This window comes from Bifidobacterium breve DSM 20213 = JCM 1192 (assembly GCF_001025175.1).
GTDB classification, from domain to species: Bacteria; Actinomycetota; Actinomycetes; order Actinomycetales; family Bifidobacteriaceae; genus Bifidobacterium; species Bifidobacterium breve.
The window spans coordinates 346522-369202 of record NZ_AP012324.1; the positions used below are offsets into that span (position 1 = coordinate 346522).

22 protein-coding genes and 1 tRNA gene are annotated in these 22681 nt (G+C 59.2%); 17 read left to right on the top strand and 6 right to left on the bottom strand.

Translation table 11 applies throughout. The features are described 5' to 3' along the window. The first annotated feature begins 3 nt into the window (after positions 1-3). From atpD to nucS, 3 genes are all read left to right on the top strand, one after another. Positions 4-1476 (top strand): F0F1 ATP synthase subunit beta, encoded by a 1473-nt coding sequence (gene atpD, locus BBBR_RS01375; protein ID WP_003828183.1) that lies wholly within the window; start codon positions 4-6, stop codon positions 1474-1476. Then, entirely contained in the window at positions 1476-1769 is a 294-nt protein-coding gene (locus tag BBBR_RS01380; RefSeq protein ID WP_003828184.1) for a F0F1 ATP synthase subunit epsilon, read from the top strand. The genes atpD and BBBR_RS01380 overlap by 1 nt, the downstream gene beginning before the upstream one ends. Positions 1770-1854: 85 nt before the next feature. Further along, entirely contained in the window at positions 1855-2559 is a 705-nt protein-coding gene (nucS, locus tag BBBR_RS01385) for an endonuclease NucS (protein WP_003828185.1), read from the top strand. A gap of 130 nt (positions 2560-2689) precedes the next feature. Here nucS and BBBR_RS01390 read toward each other — a convergent pair whose 3' ends face one another. Then, a complete protein-coding gene (locus tag BBBR_RS01390; protein WP_003828186.1) occupies positions 2690-3643 on the bottom strand; it encodes an FKBP-type peptidyl-prolyl cis-trans isomerase in 954 nt (317 codons plus the stop codon). Between the two features lie 101 nt (positions 3644-3744). On the opposite strand from BBBR_RS01390, the gene BBBR_RS01395 reads away from it, so the two are divergent. The 3 genes from BBBR_RS01395 to BBBR_RS01405 all read left to right on the top strand — a co-directional run bounded on the left by BBBR_RS01395 (position 3745) and on the right by BBBR_RS01405 (position 7181). Beyond that, positions 3745-4983, top strand: coding sequence for a hypothetical protein (locus BBBR_RS01395; protein ID WP_016462197.1), 1239 nt, complete (start codon positions 3745-3747; stop codon positions 4981-4983). Beyond that, a complete protein-coding gene (locus BBBR_RS01400) occupies positions 4983-5987 on the top strand; it encodes a hypothetical protein (protein ID WP_003828188.1) in 1005 nt (334 codons plus the stop codon). Before BBBR_RS01395 ends, BBBR_RS01400 begins: the two co-directional genes overlap by 1 nt. 222 nt (positions 5988-6209) lie before the next feature. Further along, the gene (locus tag BBBR_RS01405; protein ID WP_003828189.1) at positions 6210-7181 is read left to right on the top strand and encodes a tetratricopeptide repeat protein; all 972 of its coding nucleotides are present in this window, start codon (positions 6210-6212) and stop codon (positions 7179-7181) included. A gap of 138 nt (positions 7182-7319) precedes the next feature. Here BBBR_RS01405 and BBBR_RS01410 read toward each other — a convergent pair whose 3' ends face one another. Beyond that, positions 7320-7946, bottom strand: coding sequence for a CYTH domain-containing protein (locus BBBR_RS01410; protein ID WP_003828190.1), 627 nt, complete (start codon positions 7944-7946; stop codon positions 7320-7322). Between the two features lie 147 nt (positions 7947-8093). Between BBBR_RS01410 and BBBR_RS01415 the strand changes: the two genes are divergently transcribed. The 11 genes from BBBR_RS01415 (at position 8094) to BBBR_RS01460 (ending at position 18580) form a co-directional block, all read left to right on the top strand. Beyond that, positions 8094-8169 (top strand) — tRNA-Arg (locus BBBR_RS01415). A 170-nt stretch (positions 8170-8339) separates the two neighbouring features. Next, the gene (locus tag BBBR_RS10820) at positions 8340-8480 is read left to right on the top strand and encodes a hypothetical protein (protein WP_162832098.1); all 141 of its coding nucleotides are present in this window, start codon (positions 8340-8342) and stop codon (positions 8478-8480) included. A 145-nt stretch (positions 8481-8625) separates the two neighbouring features. Beyond that, positions 8626-9015, top strand: coding sequence for a Rid family detoxifying hydrolase (locus tag BBBR_RS01420; protein WP_003828192.1), 390 nt, complete (start codon positions 8626-8628; stop codon positions 9013-9015). Between the two features lie 161 nt (positions 9016-9176). Continuing rightward, positions 9177-10094: a lysophospholipid acyltransferase family protein gene (locus BBBR_RS01425; RefSeq protein WP_032738218.1), complete on the top strand. Its 918-nt coding sequence runs from the start codon at positions 9177-9179 to the stop codon at positions 10092-10094. 192 nt (positions 10095-10286) lie between these two features. After that, positions 10287-11288: an NAD(P)H-dependent glycerol-3-phosphate dehydrogenase gene (locus tag BBBR_RS01430; RefSeq protein ID WP_014483426.1), complete on the top strand. Its 1002-nt coding sequence runs from the start codon at positions 10287-10289 to the stop codon at positions 11286-11288. Between the two features lie 45 nt (positions 11289-11333). Beyond that, positions 11334-12521, top strand: coding sequence for a D-alanine--D-alanine ligase family protein (locus BBBR_RS01435; RefSeq protein WP_032738127.1), 1188 nt, complete (start codon positions 11334-11336; stop codon positions 12519-12521). Between the two features lie 264 nt (positions 12522-12785). Further along, a complete protein-coding gene (locus BBBR_RS01440; RefSeq protein WP_032738129.1) occupies positions 12786-13952 on the top strand; it encodes an ABC transporter substrate-binding protein in 1167 nt (388 codons plus the stop codon). An 11-nt stretch (positions 13953-13963) separates the two neighbouring features. Continuing rightward, entirely contained in the window at positions 13964-14902 is a 939-nt protein-coding gene (locus BBBR_RS01445) for an ABC transporter permease (protein ID WP_003828197.1), read from the top strand. 35 nt (positions 14903-14937) lie between these two features. Beyond that, positions 14938-15810 carry an ABC transporter permease gene (locus BBBR_RS01450; protein ID WP_044051860.1) on the top strand — a complete coding sequence of 291 codons (873 nt, stop codon included), beginning with the start codon at positions 14938-14940 and terminating at the stop codon, positions 15808-15810. Continuing rightward, the gene (locus BBBR_RS01455) at positions 15807-17126 is read left to right on the top strand and encodes an ABC transporter ATP-binding protein (RefSeq protein WP_003828199.1); all 1320 of its coding nucleotides are present in this window, start codon (positions 15807-15809) and stop codon (positions 17124-17126) included. The genes BBBR_RS01450 and BBBR_RS01455 overlap by 4 nt, the downstream gene beginning before the upstream one ends. Positions 17127-17542: 416 nt before the next feature. Beyond that, on the top strand, positions 17543-18580 hold the full coding sequence (locus tag BBBR_RS01460) for a CPBP family intramembrane glutamic endopeptidase (protein WP_003828200.1): 1038 nt from the start codon (positions 17543-17545) through the stop codon (positions 18578-18580). Positions 18581-18711: 131 nt separating this feature from the next. Here BBBR_RS01460 and BBBR_RS01465 read toward each other — a convergent pair whose 3' ends face one another. The 4 genes from BBBR_RS01465 to BBBR_RS01480 form a co-directional block, all read right to left on the bottom strand. Beyond that, positions 18712-19503 (bottom strand): mechanosensitive ion channel family protein, encoded by a 792-nt coding sequence (locus tag BBBR_RS01465; protein ID WP_032738130.1) that lies wholly within the window; start codon positions 19501-19503, stop codon positions 18712-18714. A 180-nt stretch (positions 19504-19683) separates the two neighbouring features. Continuing rightward, on the bottom strand, positions 19684-21117 hold the full coding sequence (locus tag BBBR_RS01470) for an aspartate ammonia-lyase (RefSeq protein ID WP_003828202.1): 1434 nt from the start codon (positions 21115-21117) through the stop codon (positions 19684-19686). A 131-nt stretch (positions 21118-21248) separates the two neighbouring features. Beyond that, positions 21249-21407, bottom strand: a complete 159-nt coding sequence (locus BBBR_RS11015) for a transposase (protein ID WP_003828203.1) — start codon at positions 21405-21407, stop codon at positions 21249-21251. A 426-nt stretch (positions 21408-21833) separates the two neighbouring features. Continuing rightward, positions 21834-22637 carry a sulfite exporter TauE/SafE family protein gene (locus tag BBBR_RS01480; protein WP_003828206.1) on the bottom strand — a complete coding sequence of 268 codons (804 nt, stop codon included), beginning with the start codon at positions 22635-22637 and terminating at the stop codon, positions 21834-21836. Positions 22638-22681 lie beyond the last annotated feature (44 nt).

Here is a 22681-nt window from a genome sequence, read left to right on the forward strand (position 1 = left end):
CATATGGCTGACAACCAGACCACAGCGGCCGAGCCTACCGACGGTCGCGTCACCCGCGTCCAGGGCTCGGTTATTGACGTTGAATTCCCGGTGGGTCATCTGCCCGACATCTACAACGCCCTGAAAGTAAAGATCGTCAACACCGGTGCCAAGGAAGAGGGCGAGGCAAAGGTCACTGAAATCACCCTTGAGGTCGAACAGCACCTCGGTGATTCCACGGTTCGTTGCGTTGCTCTGAAGCCTACCGACGGCCTGGTCCGTGGCACTTTGGTCTCCGACACCGGAGCCCCGATTTCCGTGCCGGTCGGCGATGTGACCAAGGGCCACGTCTTCGACGTGTCCGGCAACATCCTCAACAAGAAGCCGGATGAGACCATCACCGTCACCGAGCGCTGGCCTATCCACCGCAACCCGCCGGCCTTCGATCAGCTGGAGTCCAAGACCCAGATGTTCGAGACGGGCATCAAGGTCATCGACTTGCTGACCCCGTACGTGCAGGGCGGCAAGATCGGTCTGTTCGGCGGTGCAGGTGTGGGCAAGACCGTGCTGATTCAGGAAATGATTCAGCGCGTGGCCCAGAACCACGGCGGTGTGTCCGTGTTCGCCGGCGTTGGCGAACGTACCCGTGAGGGTAACGATCTGATCGGCGAGATGGGCGAGGCCGGCGTGCTCGAGAAGACCGCACTGGTCTTCGGCCAGATGGATGAGCAGCCGGGTACCCGTCTGCGCGTGCCGCTGACCGCACTGACCATGGCTGAGTACTTCCGTGACGTGCAGAACCAGGACGTGCTGCTGTTCATCGACAATATCTTCCGTTTCACCCAGGCCGGTTCTGAGGTGTCCACCCTGCTGGGTCGTATGCCTTCCGCCGTGGGTTACCAGCCGAACCTGGCCGATGAGATGGGATCCCTGCAGGAGCGCATCACCTCGACCCGTGGTCACTCGATCACCTCGCTGCAAGCCATCTACGTGCCTGCCGATGATTACACCGACCCGGCTCCGGCCACGACCTTCGCCCACTTGGATGCAACCACCGAGCTTTCTCGTGACATTGCCTCCAAGGGTATCTACCCGGCAGTGGACCCGCTGAGCTCCACCTCGCGAATCCTTGATCCGCGTTACGTGGGCCAGGCTCACTACGAGTGCGCCAACCGCGTCAAGGCGATCCTGCAGCGTAACAAGGAGCTGCAGGATATCATCGCCCTGATCGGTATCGACGAGCTCGGCGAAGAGGACAAGACCACCGTGAACCGTGCTCGTAAGATCGAGCAGTTCCTCGGCCAGAACTTCTACGTGGCTGAGAAGTTCACCGGTCGTCCCGGCTCCTACGTGCCGGCCGACGAGACCATCGAAGCCTTCACCCGCATTTGCGACGGCGTGTACGACGACGTTCCGGAGCAGGCATTCTCCGGCATCGGTGGCATCGACGACCTCGAAGAGAAGTGGCACAACATGCAGAAGGAACTGGGTGCGTGATGGCCGCGGAAAAAACCACGATGAAGGTCAACATCGTCGCTGCCGACCACCCCGTGTGGCATGGCGACGCGGCGAGCGTGACCATTCCCGCCTCCGAAGGCGGCATGGGCATCCTGCCCGACCATGAGCCTGTGCTCACGGTGATCAAGCAGGGTACGCTCACCGTGGTTGAGCCCGATGGCGATCGCCACATGTTCGAGGTGACCGACGGATTCATCTCCTTCGACTCGAACAAACTCACTGTGGCGGTCGAGCGCGGCCACGACGTCCAGTACTCCGGCATTGCTGAGTGACATTCACTTCGCTGTGACCCTGTAAAGGGGCTCTCTGGTTTCCAGAGAGTCCCTTTTGCTATGTGTTGCGCTACAGTGGTGGCCTATGCGAATTATTGTTGCCGACTGTTCTGCGGAGTACTCCGGCCGTCTGAATGCCTCGCTGCCGCTGGCCAAGCGCGTGCTGCTGATTAAGGCCGATTCCAGTCTGTTGATTTTTTCTGAGCTGGGCTCCTATAAGCCGCTCAACTGGATGACCGCACCCTGCACGCTGAAGGACATTACGCCCGATGGTGCTGATGATGATGTGGATACGCCGGTGCCGGAAAAAGTGCTGCGTGTGAGCGCCGATAAGGGTTCGGACATTCTGGAAGTGACGTTGCAGCACATCTATTCCGATGAGACGTATGACTTGGGCGAAGATCCTGGCCTCATCAAGGACGGTGTGGAAGACCATCTGCAGCGATACTTGGCCGAGCAGATCGAACGTATCGGCAAGGGCGCTAAGTTGGTACGCCGTGAATATCCGACAGCCATCGGTCCAGTGGACATCATGGCCATCAACGCCGAGGGCGAGCATGTGGCTGTGGAAATCAAGCGTCACGGCGGCATCGACGGCGTCGAACAGTTGACCCGCTATTGCGAGCTGCTGAATCGCGACCCGCTATTGGCCCCGGTGCATGGCATCTTCGCTGCACAGACCATTACGCCGCAGGCCCAGGTGTTGGCCAAGGATCGCGGCTTCACCTGCCTCATCCTCGACTACGACGATATGAAAGGCACGGAGGACGATAGCCTCAGGCTGTTCTGAATGCAAAGTTGCCCCCGCTGGCGGGGGCTGTCGCCGTGAGTCGACTGGGGATGGTCCCCAACGTAAACCACCCCCAGTCAGCTTTTGCTGACAGCCCTCGCCAGCGGGGGCAACGCTATTTGCTGAGTGTTTAATACGCGGCGAGAATATCCACTACGAATACCAGCGTGGAGTTCGCGGGAATCGAGCCTTGCTTCTTGTTGCCGTAAGCCTGATCCGGCGGAACCACCAGCAGCACCTGGGAGCCGACGGTCTGACCAATCAGACCCTTCTGCCAGCCTTCGATCACACCGTGCTGGCCGCCGGAATACATGTCAGCCTCAAGTGTGGTGTTCTTATCCCAAGAGGAGTCGAACTGGGTGCCATCGGTCAGCCAACCGGTGTACTTGACCACCACAGTGTTTTTGTCGGTCACTTCCTTGCCGGTGCCCTTGACCAGTGTCTGCGAAACCAGCGAATCGACCGCACCTTGGCCGTTCATGTCGATCGACGGCTTGCCGTTCTTGGCACGCGTCACCTTCGGCAGATTGGACGGCACGTCCTTGACCTCTTCGCCGGTGGCCTTCTTCAGATCCTTGGACTTGGAAACGAACGTCATCGCCAGAATGTAGGAGTAGCCGGAAGAATCCTCGGCGTTCACACCGAAACCGATAGTGGTGTTGAGCTTGGCGCCCTTGATCTGGTCGTAATAGGTCGAAGACAGGGTGGAGGAATCGACCAGGAGCGAGCAATCCGGCGTATTTTTGGTCCACGTATCCATCAGCTCGGTGCCGTCCTTGACATTCAGGGCGATACCCTGGGCGCAGACGCGGTCACCTTCTTCGATTGTGTCGCCGTCACCCTTCTGCAGCACCACGTAGGAGCCGTCGGACACGGTCATCGGGGCTTTGAAGGAGATGGTCGGCTTCTCGCCCAGCTTGCCCTTGGCGGTTACGCCGGCAATCTGATTCGCCGTCTTGGAAGAGGACGACTTCGAGGAGTCGCTCTTGGAATCGGACGAGTTCGAGCAGCCGGCCAGCGAGATGCACATGATCAGCGAGCAGGCAACGGCTATGGTTTTGGTCAGGGTAGACAAAGTACGCATGGCACACCACACTACCGGTAAACCCTGATTTTCAGCCTTTCTAGGTAATAGACAGGTGAAGATTGTAGAATAGTACCGTTATGAGTGTTGAAGAACAAGCAATGGGCCCAGATCAGGAGGCCACGGAGTCTGACGTAGTCAGTGACGTGACCGACTCGACAGATGTCATCGATGCCAATGACGTTGCCGATGCCGCCGATGGTACTGATACTGAGAGTGCCGAAGGTGTCGATGCTGAGAGCACCGAGAGTATGGAAGACGCCGAGACGCAAAAGTCCGAGCGCCCGACTCGTCATGCCATGATCATGCGCGGCGTGGTAACGCCTATTTTCGGTCTGCTGGCTGTGGCGGCGATTGTGCTCGGAGTGCTGAACGCCACGATATGGAAGCCTTCCAGCGAGATCACCGCATCTGCCAACGTGACCGGTTCTCGCTATGTGGTTACCGATCCCGGCGTGCTCACCTTGTTGGATAAGAACACGACGATGACCGTGAAGTCCTCCTCGTCCAAGGATGAGACATGCGTAGCCTTGGCCTCCACCAAGGATGCAGCCGGTTGGGTAGCAAGCGAGAAGTCCTATCAGCGCATCAGCGGTTTGACTTCTTGGACCGAGCTCGGCGTTCAGAAGGGTGAACCCATCAAAAACCAATCGGGCTCGTCGGATGACGCCAACGAGGTGGCATTCAAAGACTCCGATATGTGGACTTCCGTGAAGTGCGGCAATGGTTCGGTGACCTTTGATAGCAAAGATCCTGCCGCTTCGACCGTGGCCATCATGGATCTCGGCTCACATAAGGCGTCCGCCACTATCAGCATGCACTGGGTGCGCTCTGAAGTTCCCGATTTCGCCATGCCGTTCTACCTGTCCGGCGGTCTGCTGGCAGTAATCGCGGTGTTGTGTGCGTCCGTGTTCGCCATGCCGCCGCATAAGCGCCGTAAGCGCATTGTGGAGGGCAAGGCCACTGCGTCAACGGGGCCGTCGTTCGCGGAACAGGTTGAACAGGGAATTATTGGCAACGGCTCGATTCCGGCTGAAGTGCCGCCGACCGGCCGTAAGCGTTGCCGCCATGCCGCACACCGTCGCGGTTCCAAGAAGACCGTGCCCGCCGAGTCGGTCGGATCTCCCACGATTATCGATCCCGCGTCCCGCAATTTGGTCGCCGATCAGCAGTCCGGCGAAGCGGGGGAGACCGAGGCGATAACGGATACCGAGTCGACATCAGTGATTTCTTCTGATGAGTTGCAGGCATACTTCTCCCGTTTGGCTCAGGAAGTCAATGACAGTGAAGCCTCGGATAGCTCCGCGGCCGATGATGTGGACAACCAGGAGGAGAACTGATGAGCATGCGTTGGAACAAACTGTGCGTCGCCGCCCTCTCCGTTGCCGCGCTGATTATGCCGTTGGCCGCTTGCGAAGGTCAGCTGCCCACCCCGGCCGCTGACTCATCCACCAAGACTCAGCCGGATTTGACCGAGGCGCAGGAGAAGAAGATTCGTACCAAGATTTTGGAAACGATTGATCAGGCCGACGCGGCTCGATCCGCGGACGGCTATAAGGCCGTGATGGGCGGGCCTCAACTGGAGATTCGCACCAGCCAGGCCACCATTGCCCAGAAAAGCGGCTCGATGTCCAAGTATGCGATCATTCCTAAGGACATCGCCCAGGTGGTGATTCCCACGGATGACGGCTGGCCGCGCTCGGTATTCACCATCACCACCACTACTGAAGATCAGCAGTCCAAGCGTTTATTGGTGCTGAATCAGGAATCAGCCCGTCAGAATTACAAGCTGATGGCCATGGCGCGTCTGTTTGAGGGAGCGCAGCTGCCGAAGTTCGAGGTGCCGACCATCGGTTCGAGAATGGGTACCGATAAGGATGAGAATCTGGTGGCCACGCCTGCCGATGCGTTGACCCAGTATGCCGATGTGCTGCAGAACGGTGCGAATAGCAAGTTCGCCTCGCAATTCGCGGATGATCAGCTGCGTCAGAAGATTGTCGAACTGACCAACACCGTGCAGGAAGGCATCGCCCGCAACAACGGCACGCAGGAGCAGACCTTCACTGCCGCGCCCGACCAGATGTGGGTGATGCGCACGGCTGATGGTGGCGATCTGGTCGTGGGTCGTGTCGATTCCGTGTGGACTCGTCAGGCCGGTGACGGACGCGAATCCCAGCCCGCCTCTGATGATGAGAAGATCCTGTTCAACAGCGACAAGTACACCAGCACCATGAAGGTCACATACGTGAACGTGGTGGCGTTGTACATTCCTTCGGCCAACTCCGGTCAACAGATCACCGCCGTGGGTGCCGACCGCACTCCGGTCAAGGTCGAGGCGCTGTAAGTTCCCACCACGTAGTAATTTCCCCACCGCGATGTCAGACGAATTTTGTCTTTCGCAGAATAACGCTGTTTTGGGTAACCACGTGGTGGTGATTCACTACGTGGTGGGAATTTCACCGCGTAGTGGAAGAATGGCTACGCGGCGGGAATCGGCACTACAATCGATTCCAGCATTGTTTGATTGTCGGGCGTGCGAATCGTGCGCGTACATGTGGAGGCATATATGGCTGATCAGCAGCAGTTCAATCCAGGAGTATCGTTGGCGGGTGCTGTCGATTTGGAAGCGCTGAAGCATCAGGTCAAGGCTGAGCCAGGACAGGCTGGCGGCGCACCGGCAGCTGGTGGCTATGTGATCGACACCACCGAGAACACCTTCCAGGCGATGGTGCAGACCTCCGCCACGTTCCCGATTCTGCTGTTGCTGTGGGTGCCCACTGACGACCGTCTTTTCTCGATGGCTCGCGCGCTGGGCGATGCGGTGAATGGTCTCAATGGTCAGATTCAGCTCTCTCGCATTGACATCGCGACTAATCCTTCGATCGCACAGGCACTGCAAGTGCAAGGTGCGCCGGCCTTGTTTGCGCTGATTTCCGGTCGCCCGATGCCGTTGCTACAGGGTCTGCCGGGTGATGATGAGCTGAAGCAGCTCACCGACGAAGTGATTCCCAAGATTATTCAGGCCGCTGCCCAGTCCGGCGTCAACGGCACTGCGCCGTATTCCGGCGATCCTGATTCCGATGCTGCCGCGAGTACCGGTGCGACTGGTGCTGATACGGAGCAGGTGCCTCCCGAGCACGCTGAGGCTCATCGCTTAGCCGAGGAAGGCGACTACGCCGGTGCCGCCGCTGAATATGCACGTGTTATGGAATCCGATCCGTCTGATGCGCTGGCCGCCCGCGAACATGCCAAGGCGCTTTTGCTGGCCCGTTCCGGTTCCGCGGATGTGCGCGAGGTGCGTGCCGCCGCAGCCGCTGCGCCCGACGATGTGGAAGCGCAACTGGCCGTGGCTGATATCGATATGATTGGCGGCCAGATCCAGGATGCTTTTGACCGTCTGCTTGACTTCTTAGCCGCAGGCCATAAGGGCGATCTCGAGGCGGTGCGTCAGCGCCTGCTCGAGTACTTCACCATCCCCGAGCCGACCGACCCGCGCCTAGCTCGTGCCCGTCGCCGTCTCGCAACCCTGATGTACTGATTTTCCTTGGCTTCCCTCGGGTGAGGCCGAGCCGTGAAGCAAACAGCCCGGTGGGCTGTTTGTAGGCGAGGGCGAGACGATAGTCGAGCCAGAAAGCTGCGGGGCAAAGCCCGTCCTTAATTGCGGCTGAGCTGGCTGTTACGCCATCCGGTTTTTCCCGAAATACTGCTGGAACCGTGGCCCGTCCAAAGCCAGCTCCTCTTCAAAGTCGTCGGCCCATGTGCTGAACGGCTTGGCAGCCAGTCCGTCATTGTTGAATCGCGCCTGATCGGTGATTTCGGTAACGCAGAACTTCGGAATCGTCAGATTGGTTACTGGTCCCGATCGTTCGGCCTCGGCCACGATAAGAGGCGCATTGAGCCCGCCAAACATATCCACACTCCAGCCGTCCTCCGCAATCCATACGGAATAGCGGTTCTTGATAACCACTTCGCCGCCGCGCTTGATGAGTTCCGCGGCAATGCGGGCGTCAATCTCACGCTCCACTTCATATCGGGTGCCGCCCACGGACGGTCCCTTAACGGTAACGAAGGCCTCCGAGAACTGCTCGCGGTGCTCATCCAGCACGGCAATCGGGTCGATGTCAGGGGTCATATTGACGCTCACCTTGTGTGAGACCAACCTGACGCGCAGCGCATAGTTGTCGGCATGCACGTAGTAGCTCTGGATGATGAGGGTCGGGATGTCGCCGTCGTTGTATTCGTCTGGCAGCTCGCGGCAGAAGAAGCGGCGTTCGTATTCGAAGTCATCTGTAGGTTCCGACATAACCCCATTGTAGAGCCGTTTACGGCGTTTCCCTAGGTTTTGCCGGTGATTGGCCTCACAATATGGTCATGATGCCGGCTGGGCTGCGCTGTTCGATGATAGTGGCTTGGCGCGGGTGATGGTTGGTGTACAGTAAAGAAGTTGCTCGGGTTTGTAGCTCAGTGGATAGAGCGTCTGTCTCCGGAACAGAAGGTCGTGGGTTCGATCCCCATCAAGCCCACCAGTAGGGCTTTCGGCATATGTCGAAAGCCCTTTTTCATGCTCGCTCAGGGTTCCCTGAGTTTTCCCTGAGGGCATCCATGAATACCCCATGGAATGCTGTTGTGTTGGGTTTTAAGAACGCATAATGAAGTGGATTGAGGTCGTGGAACTCACCCCATGAGGAGGTGTGCGATGATCCGGAACGGGTCGCAGCGGTATTGGTCGGTTCACTTGCTCGCTATGGTACTGGCGCTGTCTCTGGTGACGGGATTCGCGGTTACGGCGGGCCTGCGTGTGCGTCGCAAGGAACAGCCGTTCTGGCATATGTGGTGAAGCATCCCGGAAGCGCTCTGCTGCATATCGCCCGGGCGGTGAGGCGGAATATGGCCGCATGGCGGGCAGTGGCATCCGTAAGCGTGCCTGCGCTCGGTAAACTGCTACGTAATCGGGTTCACTAATCCAACAAGAGGAGCACATAATGAGCGAGAAGATGGAAGCCGTAGCTACTTCGGAGGCCCCGGCCGCACTGGGCGCGTACAGCCAGGCGGTGAAGGCCAATGGTTTCGTGTTCGTGTCCGGTCAGCTGGGTATTGATCCGACCACCGGTGAGCTGGCAGGGGATACCGCGGGCGAGCAGGCCGCGCAGGCGCTGAAGAACATCAAGCATATTCTCGACACCGCCGGTACTGGCATTGAGCATGTGTGTCGTGCCACCATTTACCTGAAGAACGTTGAGGATTTCAAGGAAGTGGACGCTCGCTACGCCGAGGTGTTCATCGGTTCCGTGAAGCCCGCACGTGTGGCCTTTGGCAACAACATGATTCCCAAGGGTGCACTGGTGGAGATCGACGCCATCGCCGTGGAGTGACGTATTTGCCCCCGCTGGCGGGGGCTGCCCGGCAATAGTCGGACGGAGGGGGTGGTTTTGGCCGTGAGCTGAGACCACCCCCAGCCAGATGTGCTGACGGCATCCACCAGCGGGGCTGGTAATGCATGGTTTGGGCGTCGGTTCGTGCCACAATAGTGACCATGGCATCCAAAGGAAAACCGTCGCCGCGTTCGGCTGTGAGCCCGCTGAGCGACGAACAGGTCAAGCGTCTGGCAGGCAGCCATACACTTGTGGACCCCACCAATTACTATCCGACTGGTCCGCGTACGCCGAACCAGCCGGAGATCAACGCCCAGAACCCCAAGGCCACCAAGCGACTGCTGGCCGGTGTTTCCGTGGTATTCCGCACTAGTTGCAAGACCAAGGCATGGGGTCTTGACCATGTGCCGGAAACCGGCCCGTTCATTACCGCGGCCAGCCACATCACCATGTTCGATGTGTTCGTGCCGATGATGAGCCTGTTCCACATGGGCCGTCGCCCGCGTTACATGGCCAAGGCCGAGATGGCCAAGTGGCCGCTGATCGGCAAATGGTTCCAATTGGTCGGCATGCAGCCGGTGCAGCGTCGCTCCGGCAAGGCCAAGCAGATCGAGGAGACCTCAATCGATATTCTTACTTCCGGCCGCCCCCTCACCGTTTGGCCGGAAGGCACGGTGACCCGCGACCCGAAGAAATGGGTGATGAGCATCAAGGAAGGTGTAGGATACATTGCGCTTGAAGCCTCCCGCAGACTTGGCCATCAAGTGCCGCTCTACCCTGCAGTGACGTGGGGCGCGGCTTCCATCAACCACTGGTGGCCGTGGCCTCGCAAGAACGTGGTGATGTGCTACGACGAGGCGCTCGATTATTCCGATCTGCTTGTTGACATGGATTCCTGGGGCGATGAACCGCCCGCCGAGGCCGTGGACGAATTGATGTGGCGCGTATTCAAGCGCATGAACACGGTGTTGGAGGAGATTCGCGGCGAGCGATTCCCGGCAGAAGGCTATTGGGATTACCGTTCCATGAGCCGTAAGCCGTGGCCCGAGGCTGGTGGCCAGTTCCCGGCGGTGGAGTAGCATAACGCGCAGTTGCGCGCAGCGAAAATAGGAATTTGATATGGGTAGGAAAATAACGGTTCTCGGTGCAGGAGTATGGACGGAGCCGTAAAGGCGACAGCCCGGTGGGCTGTCGGTAGGCGACGCCGAACGACGATAGCCGTGAGGTAGAAAAACAGCACTCCATGCGACAAGCGAAGGTAGGAATTTGATATGGGTAGGAAAATAACGGTTCTCGGTGCAGGAGCATGGGGTACTGCTTTCGGCCAGGTGCTGGCGGATGCCGGCAATGACGTGACCATGTGGGCCCGTGAACCGGAAATCGTCGAGGATATCCGTGACAATCGGCGCAATGGTGTTCGCCTGCCGTCTGTCAAGAAGCTGCCGGATGCCATCACCGCCACTGGCAATCGCGCCGAAGCCGTCAAGGATGCCGATATTGTGGTCGTGGCCATCGCCGCCCAGTTCGCCCGTGTGGCACTCGTTGAGTTCAGGGGATTGATTCCCGAGCATGCCATCGTGGTTAGCCTGATGAAGGGCATCGAGCGTAACACCAACAAGCGCATGGATGAAGTGGTTCGTGAGACCCTTGATTTGCCGGCTGACCGCTTTGCCGCCATCTCCGGCCCGAACCTGTCCAAGGAAATCGCCGATCGTCATCCCGCAGCCACCGTGGTGGCCTGCGAGAACATCGACAACGCCACCATCGTGGCCGAGGCCTGCACCACCAAATACTTCAAGGCGTTCGTGACCACTGATGTCATTGGTCTGGAAATGTGCGGCAGCCTGAAGAACGTGACCGCGCTCGCCGTGGGTATGGCTCGTGGTGCCGGTTACGGTGAGAACACCGCCGCCATGATCGAGACCCGCGGACTTGCCGAGCTCACTGCTCTGGGTGCTGCGGCAGGCGCCGATCCCAAGACCTTCTTTGGGCTGGCGGGTGTGGGCGATCTCATCGCCACCTGTGGCTCGCCGCTTTCCCGCAACTACACGTTTGGCTCCAACCTCGGCAAGGGGCTGAGCGTGGAAGAAGCCACTAAGGTCAGCAATGGCGTGGCGGAGGGTGTGCCTACCACGGATGCGGTGGTGGCTTTGGGCAATCAGCTTGACGTGCCCACTCCGTTGGCCTATCAGATGAGCCGTGTGCTCAATGAGGGCATTCCCTGTGCGGAAATGCTTGCCGGGCTTTTCGGGCGTGAAATCACTGTCGAGTAGACTCATAGCAGATTAGAAGTTTCGTTCAGCAGTCAAAGGATGGTTATGGCCAAGAAACGTATTGTGGTGCTCTATGGTGGGCGTGCGGATGAACATTCGATTTCCTGCATCTCCACGGCCGGCGTGCTGGCGGCTATGGATACCGAACGTTTCGAGCCGATTCCGGTGGGCATCACCAAGGACGGCAAGTGGATTATCGACGGTGAGGATCCGCGCGGCTGGAATCTGGACGGCGACGAGCTGCCGACCGTGAAGATCACGCCGAAATCCCGTCCGGTGATTCTCGACCCCTCGCGAGGCAAGGACGGTTTCTTTGCCGGTGAGCCGGATCATCTCAGCAATGCCGACTCCGGTTTTGGCACCAGCTTTGTGAACTTGTCCGATCCTGAGATACATCACGTGCTGACCTCGCTGGGGCATGTCGATGCGGTGCTGCCTGTGCTGCATGGCCCTTACGGCGAGGACGGCACGGTGCAGGGTCTTCTTGAGATGATGGGTGTGCCGTATGTGGGCTGTGGCGTGTTCGCCTCTGCCGCCTGCATGGATAAGCACTACACCAAAGTGGTGCTCAATGCTGCCGGTATTCCGACGGCTCCCGGCATTATGGTGGATGCGCGCGCGTTCACCGCAGCCGATGTGGTCGCCCAGATCGAGGTCGCCGGATTGGCTTATCCGCTGTTCGTCAAGCCTTCCCGTGCTGGATCCAGCTTTGGCGTCACCAAGGTGGATAAAGCCGAGGATCTGGAAACCCAGCAGGACCGTGTGGCCGCTGCCATCGCCACGGCCGGTGAGCATGACTGGAAGGTGCTCATCGAGCAGGGCATCGACGGCCGCGAGATCGAATGCGCCGTGCTGTGCCCGAAGGCGGGCGATGAGCCCGAGGCCAGCTGGCCCGGCGAAATCGTGCTTGACCACCAGAATGACGACCAGTTCTATGATTTCGATTCCAAGTACATGGATGCTTCCGCCAGCCATGTGGAAGTGCCGGCCAACCTGCCCGTCAGCGTGCTTGAGGATGTACGCGACGTGGCTCGCCGTGCGTTCAAGGCCGTAGATGGAGCGGGTCTGAGCCGCGTGGATACCTTCGTGACTCCGGACGGCACCGTGATGGTCAACGAGATCAACACCATGCCTGGCTTCACGCCGATTTCCATGTATCCCAAGGCATGGGACGCCACGGGTGTGGGATACACCGAACTCATCACCCGTCTGATCGAAGGCGTGTTGAAGTAATCTCGCAACAGCGACTGCGTGGCCTCCCTCCTTGGGAAGCCATTTTTTTGACGTATGGCCGTCGAGCGTCAACAGTTCATGCAGAGTTTTCCTGAGTTCAGCCAACGTATGGCAAATGGCGAATGCAATTCACTTTCACGCCAGTGTCCGGACAGATTGGACGCATAGTTTCTTTTCTTGGGATTACGGGCTGCGCGCATGCCGCGCAACGAGCCCGGTTCCCCCAGACTTTTCCGTCTGGATGATGTTGAGAAAAGGAACATTATGAACAACCTGAGTAAGATCGCGGCCGGCTCCCTTGCCGCCGTGCTTGCATTCTCCATGGCCGCCTGCGGCTCCAGCAGCGCCTCCTCCGATGGCGCCGGCGAAAGCGCCGGCAAGGCCGTCACCGTGAACGGGAAGTCCGCCAAGGCCACTTCCCTCGCCGACTTCGGTACTATGGAAGACCTCGAAAAGGCCGCCAAGGAAGAGGGTGCTCTGAACGTCATCGCGCTGCCGCACGACTGGTCCAACTACGGCGAGGTCATCGAAGGCTTCAAGAAGAAGTACCCGGAGATCAAGGTCACCGAGCTCAACCCGAACGCTTCCTCCAAGGAAGAGCTTGACGCCGCCAAGACCAACAAGGGCACCGACGCCGCCCCCGACGTGTTCGATGTCGGCCAGGCCATCGCCGCCACTTCCACCGATAGCTTCGCTCCGTACAAGGTGCAGGCCTGGGACAAGATTCCGGACACCGCCAAGGATGCCAACGGCGCCTACTACGCCGACTACACCGGCATCATGTCCGTGGGCTGGAATGCCGATAAGTACGGTGAGATCAACTCTCTGGACGATTTGCTCGATTCCAAGTTCGCCGGCACGGTGTCCTTGAACGGCAAGCCCGCCGAAGCCGGTGCCGCCTTCAACGGCTACCTGATGGTCAACCAGCTCGCAGGCGGCGACATCAATAACCTGCAGCCTGGTCTTGACTTCTTCAAGAAGCTGCAGGAAGCCGGCAACCTGACCACCGTGGACGTGACCAACGGCACCATCGACTCCGGCCAGACCGGTGTGGTGTTCGATTGGACCTACAACCAGGCTTCCTACAAGAAGGAGCTCAAAGATAAGGGCGTGAACTGGAAGTACAAGACCTTCCCGAAGGCCCAGGTCGTGAGCTACTACAACCAGGCCATCAACAAGGACGCGCCGCACCCGGCCGCCGCCCGCCTGTGGGAGGAGTACCTGTACACCGCCGATGCCCAGAACCTGTGGTTCAAGGGCGGCGCCAACCCGGTGCTGCTCGACTCCATGAAGGAAGACGGCACCGTTGATCAGGACACCCTGAAGGACGCCATCACCATCGAAGGCGACCCGGTCTCCTACACCAACGATGACTCCACCCGCATCACCGAGTGGCTCCAGAACAACTGGGACAAGACGATCGGCAACTGAGGTTACCTCGCATGACTGCCGCAATCGCACAGAACGGACCTGCTGCCGCCAAGGCCGCGGGTCCGTCCGCTACTCCCTCCGCCGCCTCGTCCGTGCTGGCGAAGCATCGTCAGGAGCTGGGCACGCTTGCCTCCACGCTCCCGTTCTTTGCCTACACCGCCTGCTTCCTGCTGGCTCCCACCGTGATTGTGGTGGTGGGTGCTTTCCAGGATCGCAGCGGCGGTTTCACGCTCTCGAATTTCAATAAGATGTTCGAAGCCAACACCGTCGCCGCATTCGGCACCTCGATTCTGGTGTCCGTGGCATCTTCCGTGATCGGTGCGGTGGTGGGTGCACTCGCCTCCTACGCGCTGGTGATCGGCGCCAAGCCGAACGGTCTGCTGCGTCGCATGATCTCCGCCATCTCCTCGGTGCTCGCCCAGTTCGGCGGTGTGATGCTTGCGTTCGCGTTCATCGCCACCATCGGCATTAACGGCATCGGCACCATGCTCATCAAAACTCTGACCGGCTACACCGTGAACCCGAACTGGCTGAGCTCGTTGCCTGGTCTGATCACCATTTACTGTTACTTCCAGATTCCGCTGATGATTATCATCTTCCTGCCTGCGGTCGATTCGATTCGCCCGCAGTGGCGTGAGGCCTGCGAATCATTGGGCGGCAATACGTTCCAGTACTGGACTCGCGTGGCCTGTCCGATTCTGGCTCCCCGCTTCATCTCCGCGTTCCTGCTGCTGTTCGCTTCCGCGTTCTCCGCATACGCCACTGCCGCAGCCTTGTTCTCGCAGCGCTCGATTCTGGTGCCGTTGATGATTCAGGGTGCCATGCGCAATGAGATGGATCCTAACCAGCAGGGCTTTGCCCAAGTGCTGGCATTCGCAATGATCATCGTCGTGGCCATCGTCATGCTGCTGAGCCACGCTGTGGAAAAGAGGGCCGGACGTTGGCAGTGAATTCAGAAGATACTCGCGCGTTCGATGCTGACGGCATCGCCGGTGCTGTCGTCGCGTCCACCGTAACGTTCCCCAAGCCCCCGCAGCTGCGCGCCGCACGCCGAGCCAAGCAAAGCGTCATCAAATTCGTGATTTTGTTCGTCACGCTGGCGTTCCTGTTCGTGCCGTTGCTGGCCATGCTCATCTTCACCCTGCGTCATCCGCTCTCCGGCCGTTGGTCGGCGGCTCCCTGGATTGCGATCTTCACCGGCAACGGCGAATCGTTGGGTGCCGACCTGACAGTGCTGTGGCAGGGCGTTGGCACTTCGCTGGCGCTGAGCGCGGTCACTGTGGTGATCATGCTGTTGCTGCTGGTGCCCACCATGGTCATCGTGCATATTCGCTCCAAAGCCCTGGAGCGCGCGATTGAATGGGTGGCCACCTTGCCGCTGACCATCCCGGCCATCGTGCTGGTCGTCGGCCTTGGTCCGATCTACCGCTGGCTTTCGGCCGACGTGCTGAGCACCAACCCGATCTGGCTGTGCTTCGCCTACGTGATCCTCGTCATGCCGTTCGCGTTCCGCGCCATCGCCGTGGGGCTCAACTCCATCGATGTCAAGACCCTGGTCGAGGCCTCCCGTTCGCTCGGCGCCTCCTGGCCTAAGGTGTTCTTCAAGGTGATCATCCCGAACCTGTGGCAGTCGATTCTGTCGGCATCCTTCATCTCCATCGCCGTGGTGCTGGGCGAATACACCGTCGCCTCGCTGCTCGGCCGCATGAACCTGCAGGTCGCGCTCTACCAGCTCGGCCAGTCCAATTCACAAATCTCCACCGCCATGTCGCTGCTGGCTCTGCTCTTCGGCGTGGTGCTGCTCGTTGCGCTCGACTTGATTTCTGATGCGATGCGTAAGTCCAAAGAAGGTAAATGATTATGTCTTTCCGTTCGATGTTTGGCCATGAGGCTTCGCATGAGGCCGTTGCCGATGTGGCTCCGACTGTCGGCACCGGCTCCGATGTGCAGCCCGTCGCCCCCGCGACTTCCGCGCAGACTGCCGCCGAGGATGCGTTCAAGAACGATCCCACCGCTACCCTCGAGGGCGTGCGCGGCAAGGACGTGACCAAGGCCGCCAAGGCTCTGCTCAAGGACACCGTCAAGCGCGGCGGTGGCTCCATTCAGATGCAGAACGTCATCAAGATCTACCCCGGCTCTACTGTGCATGCGCTTGATGATTTCAATCTGGACATCAAGCCCGGCGAAATGGTCGTGCTGCTCGGCGGCTCAGGCTGCGGCAAGTCCACCGCGCTGCGCTCGCTTGCCGGCCTCGAGGATATTCAGGGCGGCCGCATCATGGTCGGCGGCCAGGATGTCACCGGCGTGCCGGTCAACAAGCGAGAGATGGCCATGGTGTTCCAGGCTTACTCCCTCTTCCCTCACATGACCGCTTTCGAAAACGTGGAATTCGGTCTTGAAGTGCGTGGCATGGGCAAGGCCGAGCGTCGCAAGATTGCCATGGAGCAGCTTGAGCTCGTGGGGCTTGCCGATCAGGCCAAGAAGTACACACAGCAGATGTCCGGCGGCCAGCAGCAGCGTGTGGCCTTGGCTCGTGCATTGGCAGTCAAGCCGCGCGTGCTGCTGCTCGACGAGCCACTTTCCGCCCTCGACGCCAAGGTTCGTGTGCAGCTGCGTGATCAGATTCGCCGCATTCAGCTCAACACCGGCACCACCACCGTGTTCGTGACCCACGATCAGGAGGAAGCGTTGGCTGTGGCTGATCGTATCGGCGTGATGAACAAGGGCAAGATCGAGCAGATCGCCGCTCCGCAGGATCTCTACCAGCGCCCTGCCACTGAGTATGTGGCCACGTTCATTGGTTTGACCAACCGCCTGCCCGGAGCGTCCAATGGCGACGAGGCCGTGGTCTTCGGCCAGCGTGTGCCGCTGCTCGAAGGGTCGGCCAAGGGTGATTCCGTGGCCGTGCTGGTGCGCCCGGAGAACCTGACTCTGACCGCGGCTGCACAGCATGACTCCCACGTGGGTGAGCGTGCGCGCGTTGAGGTCATCCACTTCCTCGGCTCCTTGGTGCGCGTGGATACGGTGATCGCCTCCGGCGAATACCAGCGCTGGAACAAGGGCGAGCAGCTCAAGGTCACGGTGCAGTTGCCGGCCAGCGAGTTGCCGGCTGGGCTCGCCGTCGGCGATGAGGTAGTCGTGGCTCCTCGCGCGGTCGCAGCGCTCGCTTGCTGAGCCTCGATGGGGGAATCAGCCGGCAGCGTATGATAGCGAAAATTCACTGTCGACCGTAGCTGCCGATGTGTGATGGTGTGGGACAACATAAAATAATCGCTGTTTTTTGCATGTTGTCCCACTGAATTTGGGACAACATGCATGTCAAACGTTATACATGTGTGTTGTCCCATTGTGCTTGTTAGAAAATTGTTGCAATGACGCCATTTCACCGCCACGGCCACATGGTGCGGTTTGAGGAGCGTGGGACGATACGCAAAAACAGCCTATTTTTGCATGTTGTCCCACGCGAAATGGCTCTTGCCGCACAATTCCCGACTGGTATGCCTCTCGGTCTTAGCGCGGTTTTGAACATACTGCCGTATTCTTGAAGCGTGTGCATAGGCGGTCCTCGGACCGGTAATAAGGGGGAATCCGTGAGCGAACCGCAGACGCCGCAAACCGAGCAGGGAACTCAAACAACGTTGCCGCAGCAGTCGGGTAACTGGTGGTTTGTGGCATATCGACGCTTTTCGATAGTGGGCGTGGCGCTCGCGATTATGGTGGCGTTTTGGATTGGGCTCAACATGCTGGCCACCGGTGCATTACATCAGTTTGCCGGTAACGATGTGCCTACGTGGGCGGTGTTGCTGGCCTCCTCGGGCCCGCTGTATCTGGTGGCCATGCCGCTCAGCATGCTGGTGTTCACGCGCGTGCCCGCCATCAGCACCCGCCAATTTGCCATGAAGCCGGGCGAATTCATCCCGCTTTTCATCATATGCATTCCTGTGATGTACCTCGGCAATATCATCGGCATGGTGCTGTCTGCCGACATCACCGATGGTCAGGCCACGAATCGTATCAATGATCTGGTGCTCGGCGGCAATGAGTGGGTGAATGCACTGTTTGTGGGACTGCTGGCGCCGATTTGCGAGGAATGGCTTTTCCGCAAGCAGATCATCTCCCGTCTGCGCAGGTACGGGGAAAAGACGGCTATCGTGTTCTCCGCACTGGCATTCGCGCTGTTCCACATGAATCTGTTCCAGTTCTTCTATGCCTTCGGGCTAGGCCTGATTTTCGGCTATGTGTACACGCGCACCTCTCGCCTGCGTTACTCGGTGCTGATGCACATGCTGATCAACCTCAATGGCTCCGTGCTGGCGCCGCTGATGCTCAAGCAGATTGATCCCAGAATCCTCAGCGGCACCATCAGTGAAGCCGAAATCATGAGTATGGTGCAAGGCGGCAGCGGTATGCGCGGATTGAGCATCATGATGCTGTACGGCATGGTGATGATGGGTCTCCTGATTGCCGGTATCGTGCTGCTGATTGTCAAGCGCAGGAACTGGGAATTCTATCTGGCTCCCGAAGAGTTGCCTACCGGTTTGAAAGTGCGCACGACCTACGGCAATCCAGGTGTGGTCATCTATATACTGCTGACCGTTGGCCTGACTATCTGGATGCTATTGGCGTAAGCATTTTTTGGCGCCCCTCTTTGAGGGGAGCTGTCAGCAAAGCTGACTGAGGGGAGTCTCCGCGGTATCACGGTACTCCCCTCAGTCTCACTTCGTCTGGCAGCTCCCCTCAGAGAGGGAAGCCAAGATGGTTAGATGTTGTCTGCTGAGCCGCCGTCTTCGACAAGATAATCGGCTCCGGCGATGGCGCGCGCGGCGGCATCCGTCACAGTGGACAGCAGCACGCCTTCGCGTGCGAATACCAGTACTTGGCCGGTCATGCCATAAGGCGAGAAGCCGGTGAATTTGACCAGAGGCGACTGCCCTTCCAAAGACACATTGGCGGTCGCCTTGGTCACACGGTCGAGGATATCCTGACTGACAGCGGCCGGATCGCTGGACGCTTTGGCGGTGAATTCCAGCGTCGACATGCCCTCACTCACCGGCGTCAACTTGGTCAGCGCTGCGGTATTCAGCACCGAGTTGGGAATGATCATCAAATCACCGTTGCGGGTGCGCACCGCGGTCTGCCGCCAGGTGATGTCATGCACAGTGCCGGTGACGCCTTGAACGGTCACCAAATCTCCGGGCTGGATCACGTGTCCTAGCATCAATCCGAATCCGCCGATGATGTTGGCAACGGTATCTTTCAGACCCAGTGAAATCGCCACGCCTCCAACGCCGAGGGCGGTGATCAGTGTAGTGGGATTAATGCCGAATACTGGTTGCAGCACCATTGCCGTGCCGATGACCCAAATCGTTACACGCGCGAGGTTCACGAAAATCGAGGCACTGGGAATCTGCGAATTATCCAATACCTTGCGCAGAACGCGACTGACAAGCCGGTCGGTCACCAGCACGAGGACCAATACAATGGCCAACCACGTGAGTTTGCCGACGTTCGCTTGGAACCAGCGATCAATATTTCCTGCATATTCATCCATATGCCTTACTGTATCGGCCATCTCTGAAGAAGTTGTGAGAGACTCCTCAGCAGAGGAAGTATATACGGATTGCCTCCCTCTGACGAGGAATGTGGCTGCCGGAGGCGGTCGGAGGGGGAGACCAGTGCGGAAGATCAGTTATGCTGCCAGCAGCGTCACGCCGGTCATGGTCCAATTCCTCTATTCCTGATGCTCGCGGCAGGTTTGTCCGAGGCCGCGTGCCAGGCGAATCGGGTCGAGAATCTCATCCAGCTGTTCGGCGGGCAAGTCGGTGCGCTCACCGGCCACTTCGCGCACGGTGCGGCCGGTATGCACGGCTTCGGCGGCGATGTCGGCCGCATGCTCATAGCCAATATAGTGATTGAGCGCGGCGGAAATCGACGGCGAGGACTGAGCGTAGACGCGCCCGTTATCCGCGTTGATTTCAATGCCTTCCACGCAGTTGACGCGGAACGTCGTCATCGCGTTGGTCAGCAGCGCCATGCCGGTGAGCAGCTCATGCACCATCACCGGGTCAAAGGCATTGAGCTGCAGCTGACCTTCGGCCACGGCCCAGTTCACGGTCACGTCCATGCCGAAAATCATGAAGCAGCATTGGTTGACGCATTCGGGAATAACCGGGTTCACCTTGGCTGGCATAATCGAGGACCCTGCCTGGCGTGCCGGCACATTGAGATCGTTGAACCCGCAGCGAGGGCCGGAGTTCAGCAGTCGCAGATCATCGGCGGCCTTCTTCAGATGCACGGCGAGGTTCTTTACGGCTGCGGATGTAGACACATACGCGCCCATATCGGTCATGGCAGCCACCGGATCAGGGGCGGCGGTAATCGGCAGACCCGTGATTTGCGCCAGATGCTTGGTGGCGGACTGGCGGAAGCGCAAATCGGCGCAAATACCGGTGCCGATAGCGGTGGCGCCGAGGTTGAGCTGGGCCAACAATGGCACTACGCGGTCGAACGCGGCCAAATCGGACTTCAGCAGTGTGGCGAATGCGTGGAATTCCTGGCCGTAGGTCATTGGCACGGCGTCTTGCAGCTGGGTGCGGCCGATTGTCACATCATTGATGTGCTTGTCGGCCAAATCATGGAAGGCCTTGGCGAGTTTCTTGGTGGACTCGGCAAGCGGTCCCAGCGCGTCAATCAGTGCGAGCTTGCAGGCGGCCGGATAGGTGTCATTGGTGGATTGCGATTCGTTGACATCGTCGTTCGGGTGAATGTATGAGTAGTCGCCACGCTGATGGCCGGCGATTTCTAGCGCGCGGTTGGCGATTACCTCGTTCATGTTCATGTTCGACGAAGTACCGGCGCCGCCCTGCATAACATCGACCGGGAACTGATCGGCCAGCTTGCCGGCCTCGATTTCCAGGCAGGCAGCACGGATGGCCTCGGCCTTGGAAGCGTCGATGAGTCCCAGTTCCTCGTTGGCGATGGCGCAAGCGCGCTTGACTGTGGCGTAGGCGCGAACCAGCTCCGGATGCTGGCTGTCGGTGATGCCGGAGACCGGGAAGTTGCTGATGGCGCGCTGGGTGTGAATGCCCCAGTAGGCGTTTGCCGGCACTTCCATCTTGCCGATGCAGTCGTGTTCCAAACGGGTGTTGTTCGAAGTTTCGCTCATGTTTTCTATCTTCCTGTGCGTGAGATGGAAACGCCAGCATTGTGCGGCGATTGCGCCTTGTGAGAAACCTCACGCGGGTTTATGCAAAGAGCCCCGCCTGTTGCGGCGGAGCTCTTCGTTGGAGGATTGGATTAGGGTGTGTTTACACTAGTTGGGTTTTGGCTGTGTTTTTTCAGGTAGACGGCGATGAGGATGAGCTGGAGGTTGGCGAGGAAGGTCTCGTCGAGCCTGTCGTAGCGGGTGGAGGCCTTGCGGTGGTGCTTCATGCGGTTGAAGACGCGTTCGACCATGTTCCGCCCTCCCCGGGAGACGCCGACGGACCGGGAGCCCTCTTTTTCGGCGCCCCGGCCGCGTGCCGGTGGACCTGTGGAATCTGCTGCGGCATGGCTTCGTGCCTTCGTTTCCAGTCGCGATTTGTTTTGTTTGGCGACAGAAAATCGTACACGGACACGGGCCATGCCCCTATCTCAAGCCCAGACCAAAGTACGCAAAATTTCGGGCGTTGTCCCACTGTTCCCCATTTATGGAATCGTAATTTACTAAAGCATGATTCCATAAACCGAACGATGGCTGTATTCATCTTCGAGGGCGGTTGAAACCGCGTCGATACGCCGAAGGGGTGCTCGCAGAACCATGGTTGCTGAAAGGCAGCCATTGGAATTCCGCCATTGTGCGAAACCTATCCGCCGTTCTGCGAGCACTCCTTCGGCGTGTCGTTAGGCGAGCATTTCGATAAGTGTGGAAATCATCGTGTACGTCGCCACGATGAACAGCAATCCTGCGAACAATCGCGTCAATACGACTTCCCGCATCCTGCGTGACGCCGGAGCTCCGACCAGTCCTCCAATCATTGAGGCCAATGCGAAGACGATCACGATTCCCCAGTCGATGCTGACGCTGGTCCCAATGCGCGACATCAGGCCGGCCGCCGATGCGATAATCATCACCAGCAGCGATGTCGAGGAGGCCTCGCGCATGGTGAACCCCAAAGCCAGCACCAGCATCGGCACTACGGCAAAACCTCCGCCGACGCCGAAAAACCCGGTTAATGCGCCGGTCGCCGTCGCGCATGCCACCAGCAGCCAAACGGACCGATGCGGGTTGGTGGAACCGGAATCGGCATGCGCGACGGTTCCGGCGTCACCGACTTGACTCATACGGCAGGATTTACGCACCATAAACACGCCAACCGCCATCAACAGCACGCTGAACAGTATCATCAGCATATGCGCGTCCACCATCAGGGATGCGCGCGACCCCAACACGTTGCCGACCGAAGACACCACGCCGAACACCAAACCGTCTCGCCAACGCACATGCCCTTCGCGGGCGCGAGGCATCAGCGATACCACCGCGGTCAATCCGACGATCACCAAGGAGCCGGCCGACGCGGCATGAGGCTCCTGTCCCAGCAGATACACCAGCACCGGCACGGATAGAATGCCGCCGCCGGCGCCTAGCGCCCCCACGACGATGCCGACACCGAAGCCGACTATCAATGCCAGAAAGAGATGAGTCATCGATACCAACCTTCCGAGGAATAAAACGGCATGTGCAATAGGGG